Source organism: Bordetella sp. MIP270_01_BMS, from assembly GCF_054958705.1.
The window spans coordinates 1498162-1523220 of record NZ_CM143297.1; the positions used below are offsets into that span (position 1 = coordinate 1498162).

Annotated in this window: 23 protein-coding genes and 2 pseudogenes; 7 read left to right on the forward strand and 18 right to left on the reverse strand. The window is 64.8% G+C overall.

Features of this window, described 5'->3' with window-relative positions; genetic code table 11:
• Nucleotides 1–140: 140 nt before the first annotated feature.
• From ACV17W_RS06885 to ACV17W_RS06895, 3 genes and pseudogenes are all read right to left on the reverse strand, one after another.
• Nucleotides 141–1484: an MFS transporter gene (locus ACV17W_RS06885; protein ID WP_462595683.1), complete on the reverse strand. Its 1344-nt coding sequence runs from the start codon at nt 1482–1484 to the stop codon at nt 141–143.
• Nucleotides 1481–1888 (reverse strand): GlcG/HbpS family heme-binding protein, encoded by a 408-nt coding sequence (locus tag ACV17W_RS06890; protein WP_462595684.1) that lies wholly within the window; start codon nt 1886–1888, stop codon nt 1481–1483. Before ACV17W_RS06890 ends, ACV17W_RS06885 begins: the two co-directional genes overlap by 4 nt.
• Nucleotides 1885–3777 (reverse strand): annotated as a pseudogene (locus ACV17W_RS06895) (propionate--CoA ligase); the annotation flags it as partial. The pseudogene ACV17W_RS06895 and the gene ACV17W_RS06890, both read right to left, overlap by 4 nt.
• Nucleotides 3778–3996: 219 nt before the next feature.
• Here ACV17W_RS06895 and ACV17W_RS06900 point away from each other — a divergent pair.
• Nucleotides 3997–4635 carry a C40 family peptidase gene (locus tag ACV17W_RS06900; protein ID WP_462595685.1) on the forward strand — a complete coding sequence of 213 codons (639 nt, stop codon included), beginning with the start codon at nt 3997–3999 and terminating at the stop codon, nt 4633–4635.
• A 130-nt stretch (nt 4636–4765) separates the two neighbouring features.
• Here ACV17W_RS06900 and ACV17W_RS06905 read toward each other — a convergent pair whose 3' ends face one another.
• From ACV17W_RS06905 to ACV17W_RS06920, 4 genes are all read right to left on the reverse strand, one after another.
• Complete coding sequence (locus ACV17W_RS06905) at nt 4766–5077, reverse strand: DUF2325 domain-containing protein (protein ID WP_462595686.1); 312 nt, start codon at nt 5075–5077, stop codon at nt 4766–4768.
• A 185-nt stretch (nt 5078–5262) separates the two neighbouring features.
• Nucleotides 5263–6207: a CysB family HTH-type transcriptional regulator gene (locus ACV17W_RS06910; protein ID WP_462595687.1), complete on the reverse strand. Its 945-nt coding sequence runs from the start codon at nt 6205–6207 to the stop codon at nt 5263–5265.
• Between the two features lie 106 nt (nt 6208–6313).
• Entirely contained in the window at nt 6314–7807 is a 1494-nt protein-coding gene (locus tag ACV17W_RS06915; protein ID WP_462595688.1) for a CoA-acylating methylmalonate-semialdehyde dehydrogenase, read from the reverse strand.
• A gap of 73 nt (nt 7808–7880) precedes the next feature.
• On the reverse strand, nt 7881–9098 hold the full coding sequence (locus tag ACV17W_RS06920) for an ABC transporter substrate-binding protein (protein WP_462595689.1): 1218 nt from the start codon (nt 9096–9098) through the stop codon (nt 7881–7883).
• 144 nt (nt 9099–9242) lie between these two features.
• Between ACV17W_RS06920 and ACV17W_RS06925 the strand changes: the two genes are divergently transcribed.
• Nucleotides 9243–10163 carry a LysR family transcriptional regulator gene (locus ACV17W_RS06925; protein WP_462595690.1) on the forward strand — a complete coding sequence of 307 codons (921 nt, stop codon included), beginning with the start codon at nt 9243–9245 and terminating at the stop codon, nt 10161–10163.
• 5 nt (nt 10164–10168) lie between these two features.
• On the opposite strand, the gene lptF is transcribed toward ACV17W_RS06925, so the two are convergent.
• Complete coding sequence (gene lptF / locus ACV17W_RS06930) at nt 10169–11269, reverse strand: LPS export ABC transporter permease LptF (protein ID WP_462595691.1); 1101 nt, start codon at nt 11267–11269, stop codon at nt 10169–10171.
• A 54-nt stretch (nt 11270–11323) separates the two neighbouring features.
• On the opposite strand from lptF, the gene ACV17W_RS06935 reads away from it, so the two are divergent.
• The 5 genes from ACV17W_RS06935 to ACV17W_RS06955 all read left to right on the forward strand — a co-directional run bounded on the left by ACV17W_RS06935 (nt 11324) and on the right by ACV17W_RS06955 (nt 15435).
• Nucleotides 11324–12820: a leucyl aminopeptidase gene (locus ACV17W_RS06935; protein WP_462595692.1), complete on the forward strand. Its 1497-nt coding sequence runs from the start codon at nt 11324–11326 to the stop codon at nt 12818–12820.
• 16 nt (nt 12821–12836) lie between these two features.
• On the forward strand, nt 12837–13283 hold the full coding sequence (locus ACV17W_RS06940; protein ID WP_462595693.1) for a DNA polymerase III subunit chi: 447 nt from the start codon (nt 12837–12839) through the stop codon (nt 13281–13283).
• Between the two features lie 23 nt (nt 13284–13306).
• The gene (locus ACV17W_RS06945) at nt 13307–13672 is read left to right on the forward strand and encodes a hypothetical protein (protein WP_462595694.1); all 366 of its coding nucleotides are present in this window, start codon (nt 13307–13309) and stop codon (nt 13670–13672) included.
• 131 nt (nt 13673–13803) lie between these two features.
• Nucleotides 13804–14514: a Bax inhibitor-1/YccA family protein gene (locus ACV17W_RS06950; protein WP_462595695.1), complete on the forward strand. Its 711-nt coding sequence runs from the start codon at nt 13804–13806 to the stop codon at nt 14512–14514.
• Between the two features lie 255 nt (nt 14515–14769).
• Nucleotides 14770–15435, forward strand: coding sequence for a PliI family lysozyme inhibitor of I-type lysozyme (locus ACV17W_RS06955; RefSeq protein WP_462595696.1), 666 nt, complete (start codon nt 14770–14772; stop codon nt 15433–15435).
• 94 nt (nt 15436–15529) lie between these two features.
• On the opposite strand, the gene recO is transcribed toward ACV17W_RS06955, so the two are convergent.
• The 10 genes and pseudogenes from recO to ACV17W_RS07005 form a co-directional block, all read right to left on the reverse strand.
• Complete coding sequence (recO, locus tag ACV17W_RS06960; protein WP_462595697.1) at nt 15530–16117, reverse strand: DNA repair protein RecO; 588 nt, start codon at nt 16115–16117, stop codon at nt 15530–15532.
• Nucleotides 16110–17000, reverse strand: coding sequence for a GTPase Era (gene era, locus ACV17W_RS06965; protein WP_462595698.1), 891 nt, complete (start codon nt 16998–17000; stop codon nt 16110–16112). The genes recO and era overlap by 8 nt, the downstream gene beginning before the upstream one ends.
• A complete protein-coding gene (gene rnc / locus ACV17W_RS06970; RefSeq protein ID WP_462595699.1) occupies nt 16997–17755 on the reverse strand; it encodes a ribonuclease III in 759 nt (252 codons plus the stop codon). Before rnc ends, era begins: the two co-directional genes overlap by 4 nt.
• 1 nt (nt 17756) lies before the next feature.
• A pseudogene (gene lepB, locus ACV17W_RS06975) lies at nt 17757–18639 on the reverse strand (signal peptidase I).
• Between the two features lie 21 nt (nt 18640–18660).
• Complete coding sequence (gene lepA, locus ACV17W_RS06980) at nt 18661–20454, reverse strand: translation elongation factor 4 (protein WP_462595700.1); 1794 nt, start codon at nt 20452–20454, stop codon at nt 18661–18663.
• Nucleotides 20455–20896: 442 nt separating this feature from the next.
• Nucleotides 20897–22363 (reverse strand): DegQ family serine endoprotease, encoded by a 1467-nt coding sequence (locus ACV17W_RS06985; RefSeq protein ID WP_462595701.1) that lies wholly within the window; start codon nt 22361–22363, stop codon nt 20897–20899.
• Nucleotides 22364–22406: 43 nt separating this feature from the next.
• Complete coding sequence (locus tag ACV17W_RS06990; RefSeq protein ID WP_462596490.1) at nt 22407–23462, reverse strand: MucB/RseB C-terminal domain-containing protein; 1056 nt, start codon at nt 23460–23462, stop codon at nt 22407–22409.
• Nucleotides 23462–23965: a sigma-E factor negative regulatory protein gene (locus ACV17W_RS06995; protein ID WP_462595703.1), complete on the reverse strand. Its 504-nt coding sequence runs from the start codon at nt 23963–23965 to the stop codon at nt 23462–23464. Before ACV17W_RS06995 ends, ACV17W_RS06990 begins: the two co-directional genes overlap by 1 nt.
• A gap of 12 nt (nt 23966–23977) precedes the next feature.
• Nucleotides 23978–24577 carry an RNA polymerase sigma factor RpoE gene (gene rpoE / locus ACV17W_RS07000; protein ID WP_462595704.1) on the reverse strand — a complete coding sequence of 200 codons (600 nt, stop codon included), beginning with the start codon at nt 24575–24577 and terminating at the stop codon, nt 23978–23980.
• Entirely contained in the window at nt 24574–25059 is a 486-nt protein-coding gene (locus tag ACV17W_RS07005; RefSeq protein WP_462595705.1) for a hypothetical protein, read from the reverse strand. Before ACV17W_RS07005 ends, rpoE begins: the two co-directional genes overlap by 4 nt.

Consider the following 25059-nt stretch of genomic DNA (forward strand, 5'->3'; position numbering starts at 1 on the left):
CGTTTTGCGGGGCTGTCTGGGGCCAACCGTATCGCCGCGCTCTTACGGGCACCTTACGCGACCGCAGGCGCGAGCCGGCCAGGCGGGCGCGCACGCCGACATCGGAATCCGTAAGGATACCAGCGGCGCGGCATGACGCTTCAGCCGTGCGCGGCCCGGCGAGCCAGGCCGCTACGGATATCTACGCGGGAGAGCAGGACCAGTCCGCCGACAAAGAATATGCCGGTCACCAGGATGGCGAGGCGGTGGTTGCCCCCCGTGAGCCAGGTCACCAGGCCGTAGGTCAGCGGCCCCACCACGGCGGCAAGCTGCACTGCGAAGGTCCACAGGGCGTAGAACTCGGCCAGGCGCGATGATGGCGCCAGCGCACCCACCATGGCCCGGCCGGCGCTCTGGCTGGTGCCCATGCATAGCCCCGCCAGGATGGCGGCCGCCCAGAACACGGCGGCCGTGACCGCCGCGTAGGCCACCAGCACCATGACTATCCATCCGGCCAGGGTGATGGCCAGCGCCCGCTTGTGGCCGATGCGATCTTGCAGGTAGCCGAAACCGAACGCCCCGGCGGCCGCGCCGATGTTCACCGTGAACACCAGCAGCATGATCTGCGGAAGGCTGAAACCCATGACCTGCTCGGCATATACCGCGGCCAACGTGATGACGACGGCGATCCCCGCCTGATAGCAGGCCCCGCAGATGAGCAGGCGGCGGAATTCCGGATAATGGGCTCCGGTATCGCGCCATGCGGCCGCCAGGCGGCGCAGCATATGGGGCGAGCGCGCCGCGGCCACGTGCGGCACCGCGCGTTCGCGCAGCATGAAGAACGACGGCAAGGCCGCCAGGGCGAACATCAGTGCCGTGATCACGATGACCCAGGGCACATACTGCTCGGCCGACATGCCGCGCGCCTCGCCCAGCGAAACGGCTGCCAGCGACAGGCCGAGGGTGAGCATGCCGCCGCAGTAGCCGAAGCTCCAGCCCCACCCGGACACACGCCCCAGTGAGGCAGGGCGCGCCAGTTCGGGCAGGAAGGCCGCCACCACGGATTCGCCCACGCAGTAGCAGTAGTTGGATACGGCCACGGCCGCGAGCGCCAGCCAGACGTCGCCCGGTCCGGCCTGCGTCAGCACCAGTGTCGCGGCAACGCAGCCCATGGTGCTGGTGTAGAGCAGGCGCCGCTTAGCCGCCCGCGCATCGGCGCGGGCGCCCAGCGTGGGCATGGTCAGCATGATGGCCAGATAGGACAGCGACAGGGCCGCGGTCCAGGCCAGTGTGGCCCAATCGGCCCTTTGCCCCACGACGCCCACAAAATACGTGCTGAACACGGTGGTGAGAATCACCGTGGTGTAGCCAGAGTTGGCGAAATCGTACATCGCCCAAGCCCACACCTCGCGGCGGGTGACGCCGGGGTTGAGCAGGCCAGCCCACCCCGTCGCCGGGCTGCTGGCCGCCGCGCCAGCCGGTTCGGCGGGCAGCGGGCTGGTCACAGGCCCAGCGCCTCGATGCCGGCGCGGGCGATTTCAGCGTCTTCGGAGGACTTCACGCCCGAGACACCCACCGCGCCGATCACCGTGCCCTCGGCGACGATAGGCACACCACCTTCCAGCATGCCTTGCAGCAGCGGCGCCGACAGGAACGAGTAACGGCCGCCGTTGATGGTTTCTTCGTACACACGGGATTCGCGGCGGCCCAGCGCGGCAGTCTGCGCCTTGGCCGGCGCTATGTGGCTGGAAATCGGGGCGGCTTCGTCCAGACGCAGCATGCCCAGCACGTGCCCGCCATCGTCGACCACCGCGATGGTCACAGCCCAGCCGTTCTTCACGGCATGCGCTTCGGCCGCGGCCAGGATTTTCTTGACGTCTTCGGCGGCCAGCGTGGGTTTGGTTTTCATTGGAGAGATTCCTTGATTTGTTCGAGTGAGGAAGGATCTTCGATGGTGGTGAGATCGCCGGGATCACGCCCTTCGCATACGGCCACGATGGCCCGGCGCAGCACCTTGCCGGACCGTGTCTTGGGGAGCGCCGCCACGAACCGTATGCGCGCCGGGCGCGCTACGGCGCCCAGCTGTTCTTCTACCACGCGCATGATATCGCCTTCCAGCGCCCGGGCGTCGTCAGGCGTGCCTGCGGCCGCCGCATTCTTGAGCACGGCGAAGGCCACGGCCGCCTGCCCTTTCAGCGTATCGGCCACGCCGACCACCGCGCACTCGGCGATGCCCGGGTGGCTGTTGATGGATTCTTCGATTTCCCGAGTGCCCAGTCGGTGGCCGGCGACGTTGATGACGTCGTCGGTGCGGCCCAGGATGAACCAGTAGCCCTCGTCGTCGATGCGCCCCCAATCGAAGGTGGAATACAGCTGGCGGCCGGCAATCGAGGAAAAATACGTCTGCACGAAACGTTCGTCGTCGCCCCAGATGGTGGACATGGCACCGGGCGGCAACGGCGGCGCGATGGCCACCACGCCTTTTTCGTTGGGGCCGAGGTCGGCGCCGGTCGCCTCGCAGACGATGCGCACATCGAAGCCATAGACAGGGAACGACGGGCTGCCAAAGCGAGTGGGTACCCGTTCGACGCCCGGCTGCGCCGAAAGAATGGGCCAGCCGGACTCCGTTTGCCAGTAGTTGTCGATGATGGGTTTGCCCAGCCCCTGCGCCACCCATTGCGCGGTGGGCTCGTCAAGCGGCTCGCCGGCCAGGTATACGGCTCGCAATGACGACAGGTCATGGCGCGACAGCAGCTCGGGCGCCTGGCGCTTGAGCACGCGCACGGCCGTGGGAGCGGAAAACAGGGTGTTGACACCGTAGCGTTCGACCAATTTCCACAAAACGGCACCATCGGGACGTACCGGCGTGCCCTCGTACAGAATCGTGGCCTGGCCGCCGATCAGCGGGCCATAGACGATATAGGAGTGGCCCACAACCCATCCGATATCGCTGGTGCAGAAGTAGGTATCGCCCGGTTTGCCGTCGAACAGGTATTCCATGGACGCGGCCAGTGCCACCGCGTAGCCGCCGACATCGCGTTGCACCCCCTTGGGCCGGCCGGTCGTGCCCGACGTATAGAGAATATAGCTGGGCGCGGACGATTCAAGCCATTGCACCGGCACCTGCGCGCCTTGATGGCGGGCGCGCAGCTCGGCGTAGTCGAGATCGCGGCCGGCCTGTCGCGGCGCATCGGCCAGGCCCCTATCGAGCACGATGACCGAGCCCGGCGGTTGGGCACACAAAGTCAGCGCCTTGTCGAGCAGCGGCTTGTACGGCACCACCTTGCCGGCGCGTGACCCCGCGTCGGCGCACACGATGACCTTGGGCGCGGCATCGTCAATGCGCTGGGCCAGGTTCACCGAGGCAAAGCCTCCGAACACGACGGAATGCACCGCACCCAGGCGAGCACAGGCCAGCATGGTGAACACGGCCTCGGGCACCATGGGCATGTAGAGCAATACGCGGTCGCCGCGCCCGACGCCTTGTTCGCGCAACATGGCGGCCACGGCATTGACTTCTTCGTACAGCTGGCGGCGGGTGTAGGTGATCTCGCGATCGACTTCGGTGGACACCCAGATCAGGGCGGGCTGATCGGCCTGCTGCGGCAGCCAGCGGTCGACGGCGTTGTAGCAAAGGTTGGTGTGGCCGCCCACGAACCAGCGTGCGAACGGCGGGCGCGAATAATCGAGCACCTGCTCGAAGGGGGTTTCCCAATGGATACGCTCGGCCTCGGCGCGCCAGAACGCGTCGCGGTCGTCGATGGAGCGACGATGAAAATCGCGGGTTTTTTGCATGCTTGTCTCCGATGACGGACGTGCTCTCCGGTAGCGCGGGCGTCTTGGCCTCTATCGGGCGCTATTGTGGCGCGTAAACCTTGCATCAGGCTTGCCTTGGCACCTGGGGTAAACCCCGGTACGCCGACGGTCGACCGCGCGCAGCCCCACGCTCGGGGGCATTTGCTAGAATCGCGGCAATTCCAACAGTATCCATGGGGCCTGGCGCCTCGCTCGGCGGGCATGCACCGATACTTTTCCGCAGCCAACAACAGATCCCAGCGCAGCCGCATCGTCCGGCGCGGCCTGTTGCCGCTCGTGGCGACGTGTCTCTTGCTGGCTGGTTGCGCAGGCACCCGGCCACAATCCGCTTCCACTGACCCCGCACTCTTCCCCGACGACCTTGCCCAGGCCGCCAAATCCGCCGACCCGATCGGCGCACTGGTCGCGCGCAAGCTGACGCGTGAACGCCAGCAGGCGGTGAACGACCCGTTGATCAGCGTCGCCCTCGAACAACTGGGCGTGCCCTACCGCTACGGCGGGTCGTCACCGGACACGGGTTTCGATTGCAGTGGCCTGGTCTCGTACACCGCCGAACAGGCGCTGGGCGTGCGCTTGCCGCGCAGCAGTTCCGCCATGGCCCTGCTGGGCACGGCCATCGACAAAAAGCACCTGCAGCCGGGCGATCTGGTCTTTTTCAACACGTTGGGGCGGCGCTATTCACACGTGGGCATTTACCTGGGTGACCAGCGGTTCGTGCACTCGCCCAGCCCTGGCGGCGTCGTGCGTATCGAAAAAATGAACATGACGTATTGGGCCAAGCGCTACAACGGCGCGCGCCGGCTGGATGGCGCTCTGCTGGCCGCGGCCCCAGCCAGGTAGGCGGCCCGCTGCCGCCGCCGGAACCGCACTGATTGCCCAAGCGCGGCCGCAGTACCACGTGGCACCGCCGACACCTGCAGGCATTCGTCGCGGCCGGCCACATGTCGGCTGGCATAAGCGCCAGACGAATTCAATGCATCGAGCACAGGCCGCATTGCTGCAGGGCCTGCTTCATGCTGCATACCGATCGCCTGCACGCCACCACGCGTATGCCACCGCGCTGGGCCGCGTGGCGAAATGTCTTCATCACGTTGTGCCCAAGGAAATCGGTAAGCAATATGACCAATTGCGTGCCGGAAGGCAGTTGCAGCGTCTTCTTCTGGTGCGAAGGGTCGCGGCCACTGATGTGATGCGTGATCGAAATATTGTGCCCCTTGAGCAGATCGGGAATGTTTCCCAGCCTGTCTGCACCGACGACCACCGCGCTAAGCGCTGCTGACATGATGTGTACCCCAGATCGATGAACCGAAGTTAATGATAATGATTCCCATTTTTTAGTCAACACAAATAGGATCGATTCTTATTTATTATTTTTATCGGCAGCGTGGCGCGCATAGCGCAGTCGGTTCGGCGCAATAAAAAACCGGCCGTATCCGGCCGGTTCGGGGGCATGCATGCACGCAGCGGTCAGGGATTCTGACCCTGGACGGCATCGGTGACCACCTGTCGGGTCAGGGACGGCGCCATCATTTCGAGAAAGGTGTAGACGTAGTCGCGCAGGAAGACCCCCGCCTTCACCCCCACGCGCGTGGTGTGCGTGCCGAACAGATGGCCCACCGGCAGGCCCACCAGATTGCTGTCGCGGCGCGGATCGTACGCCACGCCGGCGATGATGCCGATGCCCAGGCCCACGTCGACATAGGTTTTGATGACGTCCGCATCAATGGCTTCCAGCACGATGTCCGGATGAATGCTCTGGCTGGCAAACACTTCGTCGATGGTGGACCGCCCCGTGAAGGCCCGGTCGTAAGTCACGATGGGATATTCCGCCAACTGGGCCAGCGTCAGATTCCTGGCGGCGCTGCTGGTGAGTTCGCACAGGGGATGGTCCGGCCGCACCACGACGGTATGTTCCCAGGTATAGACGGGCAGGGTCGCCAGACCGGGGGTCAATGCCAGGGATTCGGTGGCGAGGGCCAGATCGGCCTGCTCGTGCAGCACCATTTCGGCCAGCTGCGCGGGGCTGCCTTCGGCCAGCGACAGGTGCACCTTGGGAAACTGCTTGCGAAACGCGGGAATGACGCGCGGCAACAGATATCGGGCCTGCGTGTGGGTACAGGCGATCACCAGGCCCCCTTCATCGCGGCGGGCGAATTCGTCGCTGACCTTCTTCAGGTTATCGACTTCGCGCATGATGCGGTCGATGACCTGCGACACAGCCAGCCCCGGCTTGGTCAGGCCCTTGATGCGCTTGCCATGGCGTTCAAAGATCTTGATGCCCAGCTCGTCTTCGAACTCGATGATGGCTTTCGACACGCCGGGTTGCGACGTATAAAGCATCCGCGCGGCTTCGGTGAGGTTGAAGTCGCGCCGGATGGTTTCTCGCACGAATCGGAATTGCTGCAGGTTCATATTGGCCCCGGTAAGAGAGCCAATTATAAGTAATATAGAACGACGTTTATATTACTTATAAATATAAGTTTAAATCGCCGGCCCCGGCTCCGGGTAAACGCTGCGCTCAGCGCATCGAGATGGTGGTGTTGACGGAACGTCCGTGCGCCGACCAGCGCGCGGTCACCGTCTTGGTCTGGGTCCAGAACTGCACGGCCTGCTTGCCATTGGGTCCCAGGTCGCCCAGCTTGGAGCCGCGCGAACCGGTGAAGCTGAACCACGCCACCGGCACCGGAATGGGAATGTTGATGCCAACCTGGCCGACGTCCACGTTGTTCTGGAAGTAGCGGGCAGCCCCCCCATCCTGCGTGAACAGCGCCACGCCGTTGCCGTTGGGGTTGCGGTTGATGAATTCCACCGCTTCTTCAAGCGTGTCGACGCCGACCACGGCAAGCACGGGTCCGAAGATTTCCTCGGTATAGATCGTCATGTTTTCCGTGACGCCGTCAAACACCGTGGGGCCCACGAAGTTGCCCTGTTCAAAGCCGGCGACCTTCAGGTTGCGGCCGTCCAGCAGCAGTTTCGCACCTTCGTCCACGCCCTGCTGGATCAGGCTTTCGACCCGCTTCTTGGCATTGGGCGACACCAGCGGGCCCAGGTCGGCATCGCGGTCAGTGCCGGCGTTCACTTTCAGCTTCTTGGCACGCTCGACGAAGTCGGGAAGCCAGTTGCGCGCCTCGCCCACCAGCACGGCCACCGAAGCGGCCATGCAGCGCTGCCCGGCCGCGCCGAAGGCCGCTCCCAGCAACTGATTCAGCGCCACTTCGGGGTCGGCGTCGGGCAGAATCACGCAATGGTTCTTGGCGCCCATCATTGCCTGGCAGCGCTTGCCGGAATTCGAAGCGCGCTGGTAGATTTCCGACCCCACCCGGGTCGAGCCGATGAAGGACACCGCCTTGATATCCGGATGTTCACACAGTCCGTTGGCTGTTTCGGGGCCGCCATGCACGACATTCAGCACGCCGGGCGGAAGCCCTGCTTCAAGCGCGAGCTGGGCCAGGAACAGCGACGAGGTGGGGTCCTGCTCGGAGGGCTTGAGCACGAAGGTATTTCCGCATGCCACCGCAATGGGAAACATGAAGCACGGCAGCATCACTGGAAAGTTGAAGGCGGTAATGCCGGCGCAAACGCCCAGGGGCTGGATCAGCGTGTAGACATCGATGCCGCCGGCGGCGTTTTCCGCGTACTCGCCCAGCTGCAGGCTGGCGATCGAGCAGGCGTGCTCCACCACTTCCAGCCCACGGCCGACTTCGCCCTCGGCGTCAGGCAGGGTCTTGCCGTGCTCGCGCGTGATCATCTCGGCCAGCTTGCCTGTGTTTTCACGCAGCAGCTGCTGCAGCTTCAACATGACGCGCATGCGCGCGCCCTGCCCGGTATTGCGCCAGGTCTGGAATGCTTCCTTGGCGTTGGAGACGGCCAGGTCCAGTTCGTCACGCGTGGCGAACGGGACGCGCGCCACCACCTGTTGCGTGGCCGGGTCGATCACGTCGCGCCATTCGCTGGTCTTGGATTGGACGAGCTTTCCGCCGATCAATAGCGGTACGCTGGGAACTTCACTCATGAGGTTGCTCCTAGGAAATATGGGAATACTGCCGGGCGCGAGGGCGACCGCGTGGCCCCTCTGGCGCCCGCGTTCACTTCTTCAAAAGCGGGCAGGTGGAATCAGCCAGCGGCTGGAAGGCTTCTTGGGCGGGTATCGTGGCGACCAGCTTGGAATAGTCCCAGCCGCCCTTGGATTCATCCGGCTTTTTCACTTCGTACAGATACATGTCATGGATGACCCGGCCATCGGGGCGGATGCTGGCGTTGCGCATGATCGGGTCTTTGATGGGCAATTCCCGCATCTTGTCGGCCACGACGCGGCCATCGGTGCTGCCGCTGGCCGCCACGGCGCGCAGGTAGTGCAGCACGCTGGAGTAGACGCCGGCCTGGGTCATGGTGGGCTTGAGACCCCGGAACGCTTTTTCGAATCGCGCCGACCATTCGCGCGTGGCGTCGTCGTAGTCCCAGTAAAAGCCGTCGACGTACGACAGGCCCTGGGCGTTGTCCAGACCGAGCGCACGCAGGTCAGTCAGGAAAATCAACAAAGACACCAGCCGCTGTCCACCCTCGACGATGCCGAATTCGCGGGCCTGCTTGACCGCATTGACGGTGTCCTGCCCGCCGTTGGCCAGTGCCACGACCTGGGCCTTGGAGCTTTGCGCCTGCAGCAGATACGACGCGAAGTCGGGCGCGTTCAGGGGGTGGCGCACCGAACCTGCAACCGCCCCACCCAGGGCTTTCACCGCCTTGGCCGTGTCGGATTCGAGCGAGTGCCCGAACGCATAGTCGACCGTGATGAAGTACCACGACTTGCCCCCGGCCCGTACCGTGGCCTTGGCGCCGCCTGCCGACTGCGAGTAAGTGTCGAACATCCAGTGAAAGCCCAGCGGCGAGCATTCTTTATTGGTCAGGGCCGTCGTCGCCGGACCCGAGAACAGCACCACCTTGTTTTTCTCGCGGGCGATGCCCTGCACGGCCAGCGCCACGGCCGAATTGGTCAGGTCGGCGATGGCGGTGACGCCGTCGCGGTCGAACCACTCGCGTGCGCGCGACGCGCCCACATCGGCCTTGTTCTGGTTATCCGCGGACACCAGCTCGATCTTCATGCCCTTGCATTCGGCGGCCAGGCAATCATCGATGGCCAATTGTGCGGCAGCCACGGAGCCCGGCCCGCCCATCGCCGCATACGTCCCGGACATATCGGTCAGCACGCCGATCTTCACTGGGGGTAGATCGGCAGCCATGGCAGGAACAGCCAGTACGGCGCCCAGGCAGAAACCGGCGGCCAGCCCGCGAGCGTGCAGTGTCATGTTTGTCTCCGGTGATTTATAGATGTTGTCGCCCGTGCCGCCCCGGCTGAGGGCGGGTGGCCGATCTAGTGTAGATGTGTAAAAATCATCCGGCAACAGCACAAATTGCACATTCATTGTGCATAAATAACCAACGGAGTCAGCGTGCTCGACTGGGACGGCCTGCGTTATTTTCTGGAGGTGGCGCGTACGCAGCGCATCAGCGCGGCGGCGCGGCGCCTGGGGGTGGAACACACCACAGTGGGCCGGCGCATCCGGGCGCTCGAAGCCGAACTGGATTCGCTGCTGTTCGAAAAGTCGCGCAGCACCGGCTTCGTGCTGACGGAAGACGGCCAGCGCCTGTTCGTCTATGCCGAGCAGATGGAAAGCGCCCTGCAGAGCGCCCGCGAGAATCTGTCCGGCATCGGCCAGGCGTTGTCCGGGCACCTGCGCATCGGCGCAACGGAAGGCTTCGGCAGTTATGTGCTGACGCCCCTGGCCGCCGATTTTCAGCGCCGCTATCCGCACATCACGCTGGACATCCTGCCAGTTCCCCGCTTTGTCAGCCTGTCCAAGCGCGAGGCCGACCTGGCCATCACCATTGAACGGCCGCAGCGCGGTCCGTATGTGTGCACCAAGCTGTGCGACTACACCTTGCGTCTATACGGCACGCCCGGCTACCTGGCAGGCCATGCGCCCATCACCGGACGCGCCGACCTGGCCGGGCACAGCTTCATCGGCTATGTCGACGAATTGCTGTTCAGCGAACGCCTGCGCTATCTGGAAGACCTGTTGCCGGAAAGCCGGGTGGTGTTGCGCAGCACCAGTGTCGTGGCGCAATACCACGCGGCGCTGCAGGGAAGATCGCTGGCGATCCTGCCGTGCTTCATCGCCGCGCAGGACGCTCGCCTGGTACCGGTGCTCGAAGACGAAATCGCCATCACCCGCAGCTTCTGGATGTATTGCCACGAAGACCTGCACAAGCTCAAGCGCATGTCGGTACTGTGGGATTTCATGCGCCGGTCGATGGCGCGCAACGCGGCCTTGCTGGCGGGCCGGCAGGGCGGGATGCGCTACCTGCCCTAGTCCGCCTATGAAGGCTGGCGCGGCGCCTTGACGCGCAGGCGGCGCATCAGCAGATAGGCGGCAAGTGCCAGCACCACCGCGTGCACCGCCCAAACCCCGACGCTGAATGGCAACTTGCCGCTGCTGATCCACGCGCGGGAAAGGTTGATCACATTCATGTACAGCAGCCCCACCAGGCCGGCAATCAGCAGATCACCCGAGCGGCCCAGGCGCGGGTTGACGGCGCCCAGAGGGATGGCGAGCAATGCCAGGTTCAGCGCGGCCAGCGGCAAAGACAGGCGCCACATGATCTGCGCGCGAGCGCCGTCGGTGTCGTCTGCGATCAGTTGCATCGTGGGGCGGGCCTTGCTGGATCGCTCGGCAGCGGCACGCGCCTCGGCCATCGGATCGCCCGACCTGCTCTCGAGCCGCATACCGTAGCGGTCGAAATCGACCAGCCGGATTTCGGGGCTGCCGGGCTTGAGATCGTATCGGTGCCCCGAGCCCAGCACCAGGAAGCGGTCCCCGTTGGGTTCGGTCTCGATGCGGGCGCTGCTTGCCGTCATGACGCTGTGCCATTCCGGACCGAGTTCGCGGGCGAATACGGCCCCCAGCTCGTCGCCGGAATCGACAGGTTCTTCCGCGAAAAATACGCGCTGGCCATCGCCCGACTCGGCGAACTGCCCCGCCGTGACTTTGGACAGGTCTGAACGCTGTTCGAAGCGTTCGCGGTACTCGGCGATCTGGCGATATGCCCACGGCGAGGCCATGAGCGTCAGCACCGCCACCAACATGGCCACCGGCACCGCCACGCGCAGCACGGGGCGCAGCCAATCGGCCAACGACAGGCCGCTGGCAAACCACACCACCATCTCGGATTCGCGGTAATTGCGGGTGACGGTGGTGAGCACGGCGATGAACAGCGACACCGAAAGCACGGTGGGCAAGGCCGTGATCGTGGAAAAAGCCGCCAGGCCGAGCACGACGTCGGCGCCGATGGTTCCGCCTGCGGCCTCGCCCAGCAAGCGCACCAGCAACACACTGAGCCACACCACTACCAGCGTCGAGAACACCACGCCTGCATGGCTGGTGATCTCGGCAACGACCGACCGTTTGAATAGAGACATGTGAGAATATGCGGGATAATCAACCGCACTGCACCACGCACACGGGAATCCTCCATGGAATTTAGCACACAGACCACCGCTTCCCTGCATCAAATCAAGACCGCGGCGCTGGCCGTGGGTGTGTACGCCGATGGCGAGCTCAGCCCTGCGGCCGACATCATCGACCGGGCCAGCAACAACGCGATCCGCCAGGTCGTCAAGGCCGAATTTCGCGGCCGCGCGGGTTCCACGCTGGTGCTGCGCGCACTGCCCGGCGTATCGGCGCAACGCGTGGTGCTGGTGGGCCTGGGCAAGCAAGCCGAATACAGCGCACGCGCTCACGCCGCGGCCGAACAGGGTTTTGCTTCCGCATGCGTGGCGGCACGCGTCACCGAGGCCGTTTCCACGCTGGCCGCCAACCCCGTCGCCGAGGTCTCGATCCGTGCACGGGCCCGGGCGGCCGCCATCGCGGCCGGCGCAGCGGTCTACCATTACGACGCCAGCTTCGGCACACCCGACCGCGATGCGCGCCCTAAACTGAAGAAGGTCGTGCAAGTTGTCGAGCGCAGCGACACCGCTCAGGCGCAGCAAGGCCTGCGTGAAGGCGGGGCCATCGCCAACGGCATGGAACTCACCCGTACGCTGGGCAACCTGCCGGGCAACGTCTGCACGCCCACCTACCTGGGCGAAACGGCCAGGAAGCTGGCTCGAGAATTCAAGTCCCTGAAAGTCGAGGTGCTCGACCGCAAGCAGGTCGAAGCGCTGGGCATGGGGTCGTTCCTGTCGGTGGCCCGCGGCTCCGATGAGCCGTTGCGCTTCATCGTTCTGCGCCATAGCGTGAAGGCGGCCAAGAAATCCAAATCGGGCCCGGTGGTCCTGGTAGGCAAGGGCATCACCTTCGATGCCGGCGGCATCTCGCTCAAGCCCGCCGCCACCATGGACGAAATGAAGTACGACATGTGCGGCGCGGCCAGCGTGCTGGGCACCTTCCGCGCACTGGCCGAACTCGAGCTCCCGCTCGACGTAGTGGGCCTCATCGCGGCCTGCGAAAACCTGCCCAGCGGCAAGGCCAACAAGCCGGGCGATGTCGTCACCAGCATGTCGGGCCAGACCATCGAAATCCTGAATACCGATGCCGAAGGCCGCCTGGTGCTGTGCGACGCGCTCACGTATGCCGAGCGCTTCAAGCCGTCCGCCGTGATCGACATCGCCACGCTCACCGGCGCCTGCGTGGTTGCGCTGGGCCACGTCAATACCGGGCTGTTCACCCCGGACGACGCCCTGGCCGACGCCCTGCTGGCGGCCGGCCGGCAGGCGCTCGATCCCGCCTGGCGCATGCCGCTCGAGGACGCCTACCAAGACCAGCTCAAGTCGAACTTCGCCGATATCGCCAATATCGGCGGACCGCCGGCCGGCTCGGTCACGGCGGCCTGCTTCCTGTCGCGCTTTGCCAAGGCATACCGCTGGGCCCACCTGGACATCGCCGGCACGGCCTGGCGGGGCGGCAAAGACAAGGGCGCCACTGGCCGCCCGGTGCCGCTGCTGATGCAGTTCCTGCTCGATCAGGCTTGAGGGCCTCGGGTCGCCCATGCCGCGCATCGATTTCGCCTTTGGCGCCTCCGACCGCTTGCGCGCCGCCTGCCAGGCGGCACGCAAGCGCTACCAGGCGGGCCATCGGCTGGTGGTCTACTGTTCCAACGGGGCGCGGCTGGCCGCTTTCGACCGCATGCTCTGGGCGTTCGACGACATCGCTTTCGTACCGCATGTGCTGGCCTCCGACCCCCTCGCGCCCGACACGCCTGTCACGCTCACCGCCGCGGCGCCTCAGCCGCCGCCGATTAGCGATGCGGCCGTCGAATGCTGGCTGCTCAATCTCGACGACGACTGCCCTCCTGGCTACGACGCCTTTGTGCGCGTGCTGGAAATCGTTTCAGATGACCCGGCCGACCGTCAGGCGGCGCGCCAACGCTGGCGCGCCTACGCAGCCGCCGGGCACGCGCCTCACAGCCACGACCTGGCGGGCCGCGCCGCCTAGGCCACCGCCTTACCGGAGCCCACATGTCCGAATATTCCGACCCTGGCATCCCTACCCTGACCCAGCGGGCCGAACCCACGCTGCAAGCCGACCCGCTTTCAGGCACCACATTTGCTTCGCCGGAACCGGAACTGCCGGTGCTGACTCAGGTAGCCGAGGCGCCCGGCGCGGGTCCGACCTCGGTGGCAGCCGGCGGGCCCGGAACGCCGCAGGCGGTCTGGAGCACTGCGTCGGCAGGCGACGCGGTGCTGCGGTCCGCCCTGCAGGCCGAACTCGAGCAAGCCATACAGCACGCCGTCGATGAGGCCGCTGCCAGCCTGCGGGCGCGGCTGGAAGCCGAACTGCCCGACCTCATCGAACGTGCCGTGCGCGCGGTGCGCCCCGGATGACCTGATTTTGGCCTTGTGAGCCCCCCGACAGCGCTGCATGGCACGTCTGGGTGGATTTTTCAGGGAACTGTAAGGTATCCTAGCTATCTAATTGCACAGGGCAATCTTTTTGCCGCCCACAGGAGCCGTCCATGAACGATTATCGTCCTTCCCCATTCAACCGCTCGGGCGCCTACGCCGGCGCGCCAGGCGAGGTCGTCCGCAACAAGGTGCTGCGCAACACGTATTGGTTGCTGGCGCTATCGCTGATACCCACCGTGCTGGGCGCAGCAGTCGGCCTGTACTCCGGCGTGAACCAGGTCATGATGACCAGCCCGGGGCTGTCCGCCATTGTGTTTCTGGTCGGTGCGTTCGGCTTGATGTACGCCATCGAGAAAAACAAGCATACGTCCATGGGCGTCGTGCTGCTGCTGGGCTTCACGTTCTTCATGGGCATCATGCTGTCCCGCCTGTTGGGCTTCGTGCTGGGCATGGGCAATGGCGCGCAGCTCGTCATGACCGCTTTTGGCGGCACGGCAATCGTATTCGGCACCATGGCGACCCTCGCCACCACGATCAAGCGCGACCTGTCGGGCATGCAGAAATGGCTGTTCACGGGCGCCGTGGTCATCCTGGTGGCTGCCCTGGCCAACATCTTCCTGCAGATGCCGGCCCTGATGCTTACCGTCTCGGTGCTGGCCATTGTCATCTTCTCGGCGTTCATGCTGGTCGACCTGCAGCGCGTGGTCAACGGCGGCGAAACCAATTACGTGTCCGCCACCCTGGCCATCTACCTGGATGTCTACAACGTGTTCTCGAACCTGCTGATGCTGCTGGGCATCTTCGGCGGAGACCGCGACTAAGCGCGCGGTATTGCCGGCCATCCTGGGGCCCGCGTTGCGCGGGCCCTTTCTTTTGCGCCGTAGCCAGTGACGGCGCGGCCATGCGCGGCAATCGAGGCCCGCTCCAGCGGGCGCCGTCATCCGAGAAAGCGGCGAGTGGCATGGCTCCGCCGATGCGCGCTCGGTAGCGGCCGCCGACGGGCACGCCGCCCCATGGACACATGCATGCGAGGCGTGGTACATCATCAGGCACTGTTCACGACACGAGTGCCCTGAATGCCCCCATTATTGCGCTTCGCCCTTGCCTGCGGCTTCACTGCCGCCGGGGTCCACCTGCCCGCCGCGCACGCCAGTTCGCCCCAGGCGTGGAAGCAACAAGAAGACCGTGCATTGCGGCTGTGCGCGCAGGTGTCGGGGCTGGGGCACACCGAACAACTGGGCGTGCCGATGCAATTCGACGACCAGTCCGGACAGACCGCCTTGCTCATCCGGGGAAAGGCGCCTCAGGCGCACATGCAGGGCGCCGCGCAGACGCTGTTGTGCCTGGTGGACCGGCGCAGCAACCAGGCCAGCGTGGTCGAATGGACCGGGTCTTCCAGCCCGGCTGACGCCGCAGCGCCCGAGCCTATCATCGTGCCGCTGGCAGCGGCGCCAGCGACCGTGGTCGTGGCCCAGGAAACTGGCGAACCCGCCTCGATAGGCACTTACAGTGTGCGGCTGTACCGCGATCTGTCGGTCGGCGACTATGCGGCAGGCCTCATCCGGCCGCGCAATGGCGAATTGCGGCAGGCCGAACTGAAAGACCTGGATGGCGACGGCCAGCCCGAGCTGGTGGTCACCCTGGTCACAGCTGGGTCGGGCAACTATCAGACCCTGGATGTGTACAAGATCCGGGATGGGCAGCAATTGGAGTGGATGCCCGGGCAGTCGAAATCGCCATAATTCCGCGCCGCGTAGGCCGGGCCGCGCAGGCCGGGCCGCGTAGGCCGGGCCGCGCAGGTCGGGCCGCGCAGGCCGGAGTTGCGCAGCGACGTGTCTATAACCGCTGCAGGTCCAGCAGCACCCGCCGCGTGGCCAGCGGCCGTCCGGCCAGGTTTGCAGCCAGCCGCTCCCGCAGATCGCGCCTGAGGGCCGGCTCGATGGCCGGATCGTCGAAATCGGGCTCGGACTCGTCGATCCCGTAGCCCGTTTCGCGCAACAGGGTCCATTCGAAGCGCCGCAACGCGCCCGCGGCCCGGCTGCCGCCGGCCAGACGCTGCAGGGCGGCATCGTAGGCATCGAACAGCGCCGGGTGGGCATCTTCGCGCGGTAGCAGCCGCAGCAGTAATTCGTTCATGTACCAGGCCGACATCAGCGCCGTGCCGGCCAGGGCCCGCATCCCGGCCACCTCTGCACGGGTCAGCGTCTTGACCTCGCCCGCGCCGCTCCAGGACAGCAGCAGCGGTTGAAAGGCCGACAGCACCGGCCGCAACACTGAATACGGGCGCTTGGCGCCCTTGGCCACCAGGGCCACACATCCGTGTTCCCGGGAAAAACTCTGGACGATGAGCGATGTTTCGCGCCACGCGGTGGCATGGAGCATGTAGGCTGCACAATCCTGGACGCGATGCGCCCTTCTACTCATAACCCAGATCGCGCAGCGCGCTTTCGCGATCCGACCAACCCTTGCGAACCTTGATATACACCTCGAGGTGCACGGGTTTGTCGAGCAATTTGGCGATGTCCTGGCGCGCCTCGGTGGCGATGCGCTTCATGTGTTCGCCACCCGCGCCGAGCAGAATGGGGCGGTGGCTGTCGCGCTCGACCACCACGCAGGCCGCAACGCGCACGGCCTTGTCGTTCTCTTCCCATTGCTCGATGACAACCGTACAGCCGTAGGGCAGTTCGTCACCGACCAGGCGGAAGATCTTCTCGCGCAGCAATTCGGCCGCAATGAATCGCACGGGACGGTCGGTGAGCGTGTCTTCTTCGAACAGCGGTTCGCCTTCGGGCAGCCGCTGCGCAATTTCAGCGAGCAGTTGGTCGAGCTGTTGCGACTTCAGCGCGCTGACGGGCACCACGGCATCGTAGGGGTGCTGGGCAACGATCTTGGAAACGAAGGCAAACAGGTCGTCGCGCCGTTTCACGGCGTCGATCTTGCTGACAACCAGGATGGTGCGCTTGGCGTCGGGCAACAAAGGCAGCAACTTGGCATCGCCGTCGGTCCATTTGCCCGCCTCGACCACATGCACCACCACGTCGACCTCGGCCAGCGCCTGGGTGACCACGCGGTTCATCATGCGATTCATGGCGCCGCCGTGGCGCGTCTGGAACCCTGGCGTATCCACGAAAACAAACTGCTCGTGCTCGCGGGTCAGCACGCCATGGATGCGATGCCGCGTGGTCTGCGCCTTGCGCGACACGATGGAGATTTTCGAACCGATCAGGGAGTTGGTCAGGGTGGACTTGCCCACATTGGGGCGTCCGACCACGGCAATGAAGCCGGTTCGGAAAGGGGTATCGCTCATTTGATCTCTTGAGCCACTGCCACTGGCAGCGACAGTTGCGCGGTTTTGCGGGCCTTGCCCGATTTACGGGCGGCGCGGACCGGACTGGCCGCCTGCGCAGCCTCGAGCGCCAGCTTGGCGGCGGATTGCTCGGCGGCACGGCGGCTGGCACCGGGCGCAACCACCTTGATTTCGAGCGCGGGTATTGCGCATTCGACTTCGAACTGCTGGCTGTGCGCCGCGCCGTGAGTGGCGACGACGGTATAGAGCGGCAAGGCCAGCTTGCGACCCTGCAGGAATTCCTGCAACAGCGTCTTGGCGTCCTTGCCCAGTGTTTTCGGGTCGACGCTGGCCAGCACCGGCTGGTACTGCCGGGCGATGACCTTGCGCGCCGCATCGAAACCGCCATCCAGGAATGCGGCGCCGAAAATGGCTTCGACGGCGTCGGCCAGGATGGAGGGGCGACGAAAACCGCCGCTCTTGAGTTCGCCTTCTCCCAGCCGCAGATGCTGGGAGAGTTCGAGACGCTGGCCAATATCGGCCAGCGACGCCTGCTTGACCAGATTGGCACGCAAACGCGAAAGATCGCCTTCGTCGAGCTTGGGGAAGCGTTCGTACAACATGGCGGCCACGACGAAGTTCAGCACGGAATCGCCCAGGAACTCGAGGCGCTCGTTATGACGGGCGCTGTGGCTCCGGTGCGTCAGCGCCTGCTCGAGCAGGGCCGTGCTACCGAAGCGGTAATCCAGGCGGGTTTCCAGCGTGGCGAGAGACATGTCAGTTAAAGCTGCCGATACGGCCGAGGTCGCTGAAGTTCATCCAGATGAAGAATGCCTTCCCGACAATATTACCGTCTGGCACGAAACCCCAGTAGCGGCTGTCGGCACTGTTGTCGCGGTTGTCACCCATGGCGAAATAATGGCCCTCGGGTACTTTGCAGCGTACTCCATTACGCGCGTAATCGCAGTTGGCCAGTCCCGGGAACTGCCAGATTGGGCCAAAAACCTGAGATTTGTCGGCATCCAGCAATATCTGGTGGCTAACTTCGCCCAATTTCTCTTCGTATTGGCCGATGTACGACACGCGATCGGGCTCGAAGTACTCGCCGTCGCGCACGTGCGGCACCAATTTGCCATTGATGTACAGCTTCTTGTCGAGATAGGCGACTTCGTCACCCGGCAGCCCGACGATACGCTTGATGTAATCCACGTTGGTATCAACGGGATAACGGAACACCACTACATCGCCCCGTTCGGGATCGCCGACGTCGATGACCTTCTTGTCCACGATGGGCAAGCGGATACCGTAGGTGAATTTGTTCACCAGGATCAGATCGCCGGACTGCAGAGTGGGCAGCATGGAGCCGAGAAATGCGAAACGGCTCGACCACGAATGAGCGCAGCACGAAGACGAAAAGAATCACCGGAAAGAAGCTGACTGCGTATTCGACCCACCAGGGAACGCGCGACGCCGCGGAAGCGGCCTCCTGGCGCAGGCGGGCGGCCTCCTGGGCGTCGGTCGCGTAGGCGGTGTCCACCCCGGCGGCGGCGGCCTGTGCGCGCGCCGCACGGCGACGCCGTAAAACGGTAACGTCCAATGCCCAGATAATGCCGGTAAGCACCAGCAGCACAAAAAGTATCAGTGCAAAGTTCCAGCTCATGTAAGGCGCCTTTTATTTTTGCTACTTGTCTTCGACTTGCAGAATGGCCAGGAACGCTTCCTGAGGAATTTCGACGCTGCCCACCTGCTTCATGCGTTTTTTGCCGGCCTTCTGCTTTTCAAGCAGCTTCTTCTTGCGCGAGATGTCGCCGCCATAGCACTTGGCCAAGACATTCTTGCGCAGCGCCTTGACGTTCTCGCGCGCGATGACTTCAGCCCCGATAGCGGCCTGGATGGCCACGTCGAACATCTGACGGGGGATCAGTGCACGCATGCGGGTCACCACATCGCGGGCGCGATAGCGTGCATTGGCCCGGTGCACGATCATGGCAAGCGCATCGACCCGGTCGCCGTTGATCAGCAGGTCGACCTTCACCACGTCGGCCGACCGGTATTCCAGGAACTCGTAGTCCATCGAGGCGTAGCCGCGCGACACCGATTTCAGCTTGTCGAAGAAGTCGAGCACGATTTCGGCAAGCGGAATCTCGTACGTCAGATGCACCTGACGGCCGTGATAACTCATGTTGATCTGCACGCCACGCTTGTTATTGCACAGCGTCATCACCGGCCCCACGTATTCCTGGGGCATGAACAGCGTGACCTTGACGACCGGCTCGCGGATGTCGTTGATCTTGCCGACCTCGGGCATGCGCGACGGACTGTCGATGGTTTCGATGCTGCCATCGCGCTGCTCGACCTCGTACACCACCGACGGCGCGGTGGTGATGATGTCCATGTCGAATTCTCGTTCGAGGCGTTCCTGCACAATTTCCATGTGCAGCAGGCCGAGAAAGCCGCAACGGAAGCCAAAGCCCAGGGCCTGCGACACTTCGGGCTCGAACATGAGCGCGGCGTCGTTAAGCTTGAGCTTTTCGAGCGAATCGCGCAGCTGGTCGTATTCGGAGCTCTCGACCGGATACAGCCCCGCGAACACCTGGGGCTTCACTTCTTTGAACCCCGGCAGCGGCTGGCTGGCCGGCTTGCCGGCCAGCGTGACTGTGTCGCCCACCTTCGCATGGGCGAGTTCTTTGATGCCGGCGATGATGAAACCGACCTCGCCCGCGGACAATTCGGTGCGGGGCTGCGACTTGGGGGTGAACACGCCCAGCTGTTCGCACAAGTGCGTGGCGCCGGAAGCCATGAGCAGGATTTTGTCCTTGGGCCGAAGCACGCCGTTGATGATGCGCACCAGCATCACCACGCCCACGTAGTTATCGAACCAGGAGTCGATGATCAAGGCTTGCAGCGGACCGGCAGGGTCGCCCTTGGGGGCCGGCACGCGGGCGACGATGGACTCGAGGATCTCGTCGATGCCCATGCCCGTCTTGGCGCTCGCCATCACCGCTTGCGAGGCGTCGATGCCGATCACGTCTTCGACTTCCTGGCGGGCGCCTTCGGGATCGGCCTGCGGCAGATCCATCTTGTTCAGCACGGGCAGCACTTCCACGCCCAGTTCGATGGCGGTGTAGCAGTTGGCGACAGTCTGCGCCTCCACGCCTTGCGAAGCGTCCACCACCAAGAGCGCGCCTTCGCATGCCGACAAGGAGCGACTGACTTCATACGAGAAGTCGACGTGGCCCGGCGTGTCGATCAAGTTCAGATTGTAGGTTTTGCCGTCCTGCGCCTTGTATTGAAGCGAGGCGGTCTGTGCCTTGATGGTGATGCCTCGTTCCCGTTCGATTTCCATCGAATCGAGAACCTGCGTGGACATTTCGCGCGCCGCCAGTCCCCCGCAACGCTGGATCAGGCGGTCGGCCAAGGTCGATTTGCCGTGATCGATGTGGGCGATGATGGAGAAATTGCGGATATGCTGCATACGGTGGGTTTATCAGAGCCAAAACCGTGCCGGGCGACGGAACACGGACAACACGCCGAAATGGCGAAAAACGCAGGCGAGGCCCGCGGCAACCGGCCAAAAACGAGGGGGCGCCCTGCGCCCCCTTTTGCGGCAACCAGCTATTTTATACGGGTTCGCATTACCCGTAAGCGCACTCCTCGTCCCCGCCGGGTCGCAGTAGCGCAGACTGCACGCCCGCAGGGCGGAAACCGCCCGTGCGAGCCGCGCCTTCCTGCCCCTTCGACAGGGATCCTGAGCCGGATCCCAGCCCGCGCGAAACGCCAGGGCGTGGCCCATCACCGCCAGCCACACCACCTCGCGCATTTCCCCAACCCCTCAAGCCGGGACGCCGCGGATCCGGCTCTGCCGGTCCGCCAGCGTCGCCCCCTTGAGGGGGAGCGCGTAGCGCCAGGGGGTGGGTCTACTTCGCCGGTTCGACTGCAACCCATTGGGTGAGGTCACCCCGGCGCACCAGCAGGCCGGCCGCCTTGCCCTTGGGCAATTTGTCGGCCAGCTTGTTGAAGTGAGCGGCGTCGTTGACGTCGGTGTTGTTCACCGCGAGCACGATGTCGCCCGGCTGCAACCCGGCCGAGCCGGCGGCGCCTTCGGCGCTGCGCACCTGCGCGCCGCCCTTGATACCCAGCTTTTTCTGCACATCGGCCGGCACGTCGACGACCCGCAGGCCCAGCGCGTTGCCGGCAGCCTCGGGTTCGGCCGGGGCCTGCGACGAGGCCGCGGCGGTCGAGGCGGTGAGTTCGCCCACCTTCACCGACAGGGTAATCATCTTGCCGCGGCGCCAAACCTCCATCTCGGTACGCGTACCCGGCTTGGTCTCGCCCACGATGCGCGGCAGATCCGACCAGCGCTTGATGGCTTCGCCCTGGAACGAGGTGATCACGTCACCGGCCCTGACGCCCGCGTCCGCCGCCGGACCGTCAGGTTCGACGTTGCTGACCAGCGCACCTTCGGCCTTGGGCAGCCCGATGGCTTCTGCGATGTCTTTGCCCACTTCACTGATCTGCACGCCGATGCGACCGCGCGTGACCTTGCCGCTGGCACGCAGCTGGTCGGCCACACGCATGGCTTCATCGATCGGAATGGCCAGCGAAATGCCCATGAATCCGCCGCTGCGCGAGACAATCTGCGAATTGATGCCCACGACTTCGCCATTCAGGTTGAGCAGGGGACCGCCCGAGTTTCCGGGGTTGACGGCCACATCGGTCTGGATGAAGGGCAGGTATTCGCCCGTGTCGCGGCTGATGGCGCTGACGATGCCAGCGGTGGCGGTGGAGTCCAGGCCGAACGGCGAACCGATGGCCAACACCCACTGGCCCTTCTTGAGCTGTTTGGGGTCGCCGATCGCCAGAGGCGTCATGCCCTTGGCCTCGATTTTGATCAGGGCGACGTCGGTACGTTCGTCGGTACCTATCACCTTGGCCTTGAACTCGCGGCCATCCGTCAGCGTGACGTAGATGTCGGCGGCTTCGCTGACCACATGGTTGTTGGTCAGGATATAACCGTCGGCCGAAATGAAGAACCCTGACCCCAGGCCGCGCGGGACCTTGCGTTCCTCGGGAGACTGGCGGGGCATTGGCGGTTGCGGCGCCATCCCGGGCGGCTGGAAGTCGGGGCCGAAAAACCAGCGGAACAACTCGTAAGGATCGTTGCCGCGGCCGGGCGTACGCACAGGCACATTGGCCGTGGTGCGGATGTTGACCACGCCCGGGTCTACCTTTTCGACGATGCTGCTGAAATCGGGCAGCGCCACCGCGGGAGCGGCCGAGGTCTGGGCTTGCGCCGGTCCGTAGGCCCCGACCAGCATGCAGCTGGTCAACAAGGCCAGGAAAAAGCGCCGGAAAAAAGATGTCGACACTGAAAGCGTATGCATAAGAGAACTCCGAAAATTCCCCAACCTTTCGCAGGTTTTATCGTTATTTGGACGTTACTGGAACGTATTCCGTAGAAGTGGCCAGCTGTTCGAGCGTGCGCGCCGGCACTTCGCCCAGCGCGGTAAGCCAGTAATCGGCAATGCGCGTGCCGTAGATGTTGATGGCACCGCGCCGTGCGGCACCTGGTGACATCGGATGGCCCCGCTTCGTATCGTAGGGCTCTATGAATACAGATATGGCCGCCAGGCCGTCAGACAAGACCAGCTGATGCACATTGCTGTTGCCCATGGACCGCTTGACCTGCATCACGGCAACAAAGCCCTTGGGCGCGGGGATGCGCCAACCGTTCGCAGCCAGGTCGGCCGGCTCGATGCGGGGCTGCATGACCTTCCAGTCACGGGTGTTCCAGCGCGAGGACAGCTCGGCGGAATCGACGTCGCCGCCCAGACGTATGGAGGTGAACGCCACCTGCTCGACCACGCCGCGGTCGACGTCGACGGTCTGCGCCTTGAGCAGCAGGTTCGTGGCCACGTCTGCGCACAGCCGATAACCGTAGCGCAGGCTGTCACGCGGTTCGATCGAGATAACCCGGCACTGGCGATCGGCAACGCGATGCAGCTTGTCTTGAGCACGAATATCGTAATGCTGGGCCAGGTCGGTGGGATTTCCGAGCAGCAGGCCCGGGAAGCGGTCACCGCGGCGCGGCTCCATCAGCACGGTTTTGCGCTCGGGAATCAGGCACTGTATTTCGTCGTTATGCCGCAGGTACTCGCGCGGCTGGCCGTCGAGCACCTCGAGGCGCTCGCGTTCTCCGGTGCCGTCGATCACGTGCACCAAACGCGACGACTGGATCACCTCGCCCTGCTGGTACAGGAACACGCCCGCGTAGTCTTGCTTGCGCGCCGCCTGCTGGATATCGTAGAGCAGCTGGATGGAACTGGCCGCCGGTGCGGATTCGCTGGCCCGGGCGGCCTCGTGGGCGGCGCTCAGCGCCACCAGCATCAGGGCGGTCAACGCCCAGCCCGCGGCCGGGTATGGTCGGCGGCCCCGGGCGATGCGGCCCAGTACGGGCCTACAGAGATGTTGCAACTGCGCGATCAACGTCCGGCTCCGCCGTCGAACGAAACCTGCCGAACGGCGCTGGGGCCCGCCATCTGGCGATGGGCTTCGAGATAGTCTCGCAGGCCCCGCGTTTCTGTCGTGGTCGAGGCGTCAGCCAGCACGCGGGTTTCGACCGGGCGGGCATTGCCGCCCATGACATAGGGCTGTGCCACCCAGGCAACGGTAGCGACGGCCGCTGCCACCGCCAATCCGGACAGGCCGACGCGCAAGGGAGAACGCCGGCGTTGCGGCGCAACGATGGGCAGCTCGGCGTCGAGCGCACGTGCCAGTCTGGCCTGAAAGCCCGTGCTGGGGCTCACCGCCAGGTCGGAATTGCGCAAGGCGTCACCTATCAGATGGTAGGTATCCCAGGTTCGACGGCCCTGCGCGGTGGCGAGTTCCGAAAAAATGTCTTGGGACGATTCGCCGTCCATCCAGGCGGAAACCGACTCTTCCAGAGATATATCGGGTTCTTCCGCGGATTTGACTGTTGATTGCATGACTGCCGCTCCTTACCAACGACGCTCGGCATCGGTATCCAGCAAGGGACGCAACCGAGTGGCAATAGCTTCACGCGCACGGAAAATGCGCGAGCGCACAGTACCAATCGGGCAATCCATGCTCTGGGCGATGTCTTCGTAACTCATACCTTCGATTTCACGCAGCACGATAGCGGTCCGGAGTTCTTCGGGCAATTCCTCGATGACCGCGTTGACGGTCTCGGCAATTTCCCGGCTGGCCATCACGGCTTCCGGCGTGCTGATATCGGTTAGGTTGTCGGTTTCGTTAAAAGTTTCACCGTCTTCGGTTTCTATGGCGTTGGGCGCACTGGGACGGCGGCCGGCCGAGGCCAGCCAGTTGCGGGCCGTGTTGACCGCAATGCGATACAGCCAGGTGTAAAAAGCGCTTTCGCCGCGGAACTGCGGCAGAGCCCGGTACGCCTTGATGAAGGCTTCCTGGGCGACGTCCTCGACTTCGGACGGGTCGCGGATCATCCGGCCCAGCAGGCGCAGGATCTTGCGCTGATACTTGAGCACCAGCAGGTCGAAAGCCTTTTTGTCGCCCCGCTGTACGCGGGCGACCAGCTCGGCGTCGATGTCGCGTTCGCTCATGCGCCCCCCGGATCAGGCGCGTTCAGGCGCTCAGCCGCCCCTGCCAGCAGACACAGCCTGCGCCAGCGGGTTTGGGAGACCATGGAACGCCACACCGCCACCCGGTGTTTTGTAACAGGCGTGCCGCCGACTGAAGCGAGCTGCAGCTCGAGCCAGCAGGCGCCCCGACTGCTGCCGCGCAGGACGGCGCCTTGCCAGTGGCGCCCCACCCGCAGCTGCCAGGCGCGGCTGCCCGCCACGGCGCGGACGGCGCGCACGGGGCTGCCGCCGGTGCGACGGCTGTTGACGCGGTGCCATACCGCCACTGCGGCCATCCCGGCCGCGACGAAGGCCGTGCCGGCCGGCCCGGCCTGCCACCAGGCACCCAGCGCCCCGCAGGCGCCCGCTGCCGCCACGGCCGTGCGGCTCAGCAGGGTCAGGTGGGGTGGGCGGCGCACCGGTACGCAGAGCGACCGGCCGCCGGGAACCCGGCGGTGGTCCAA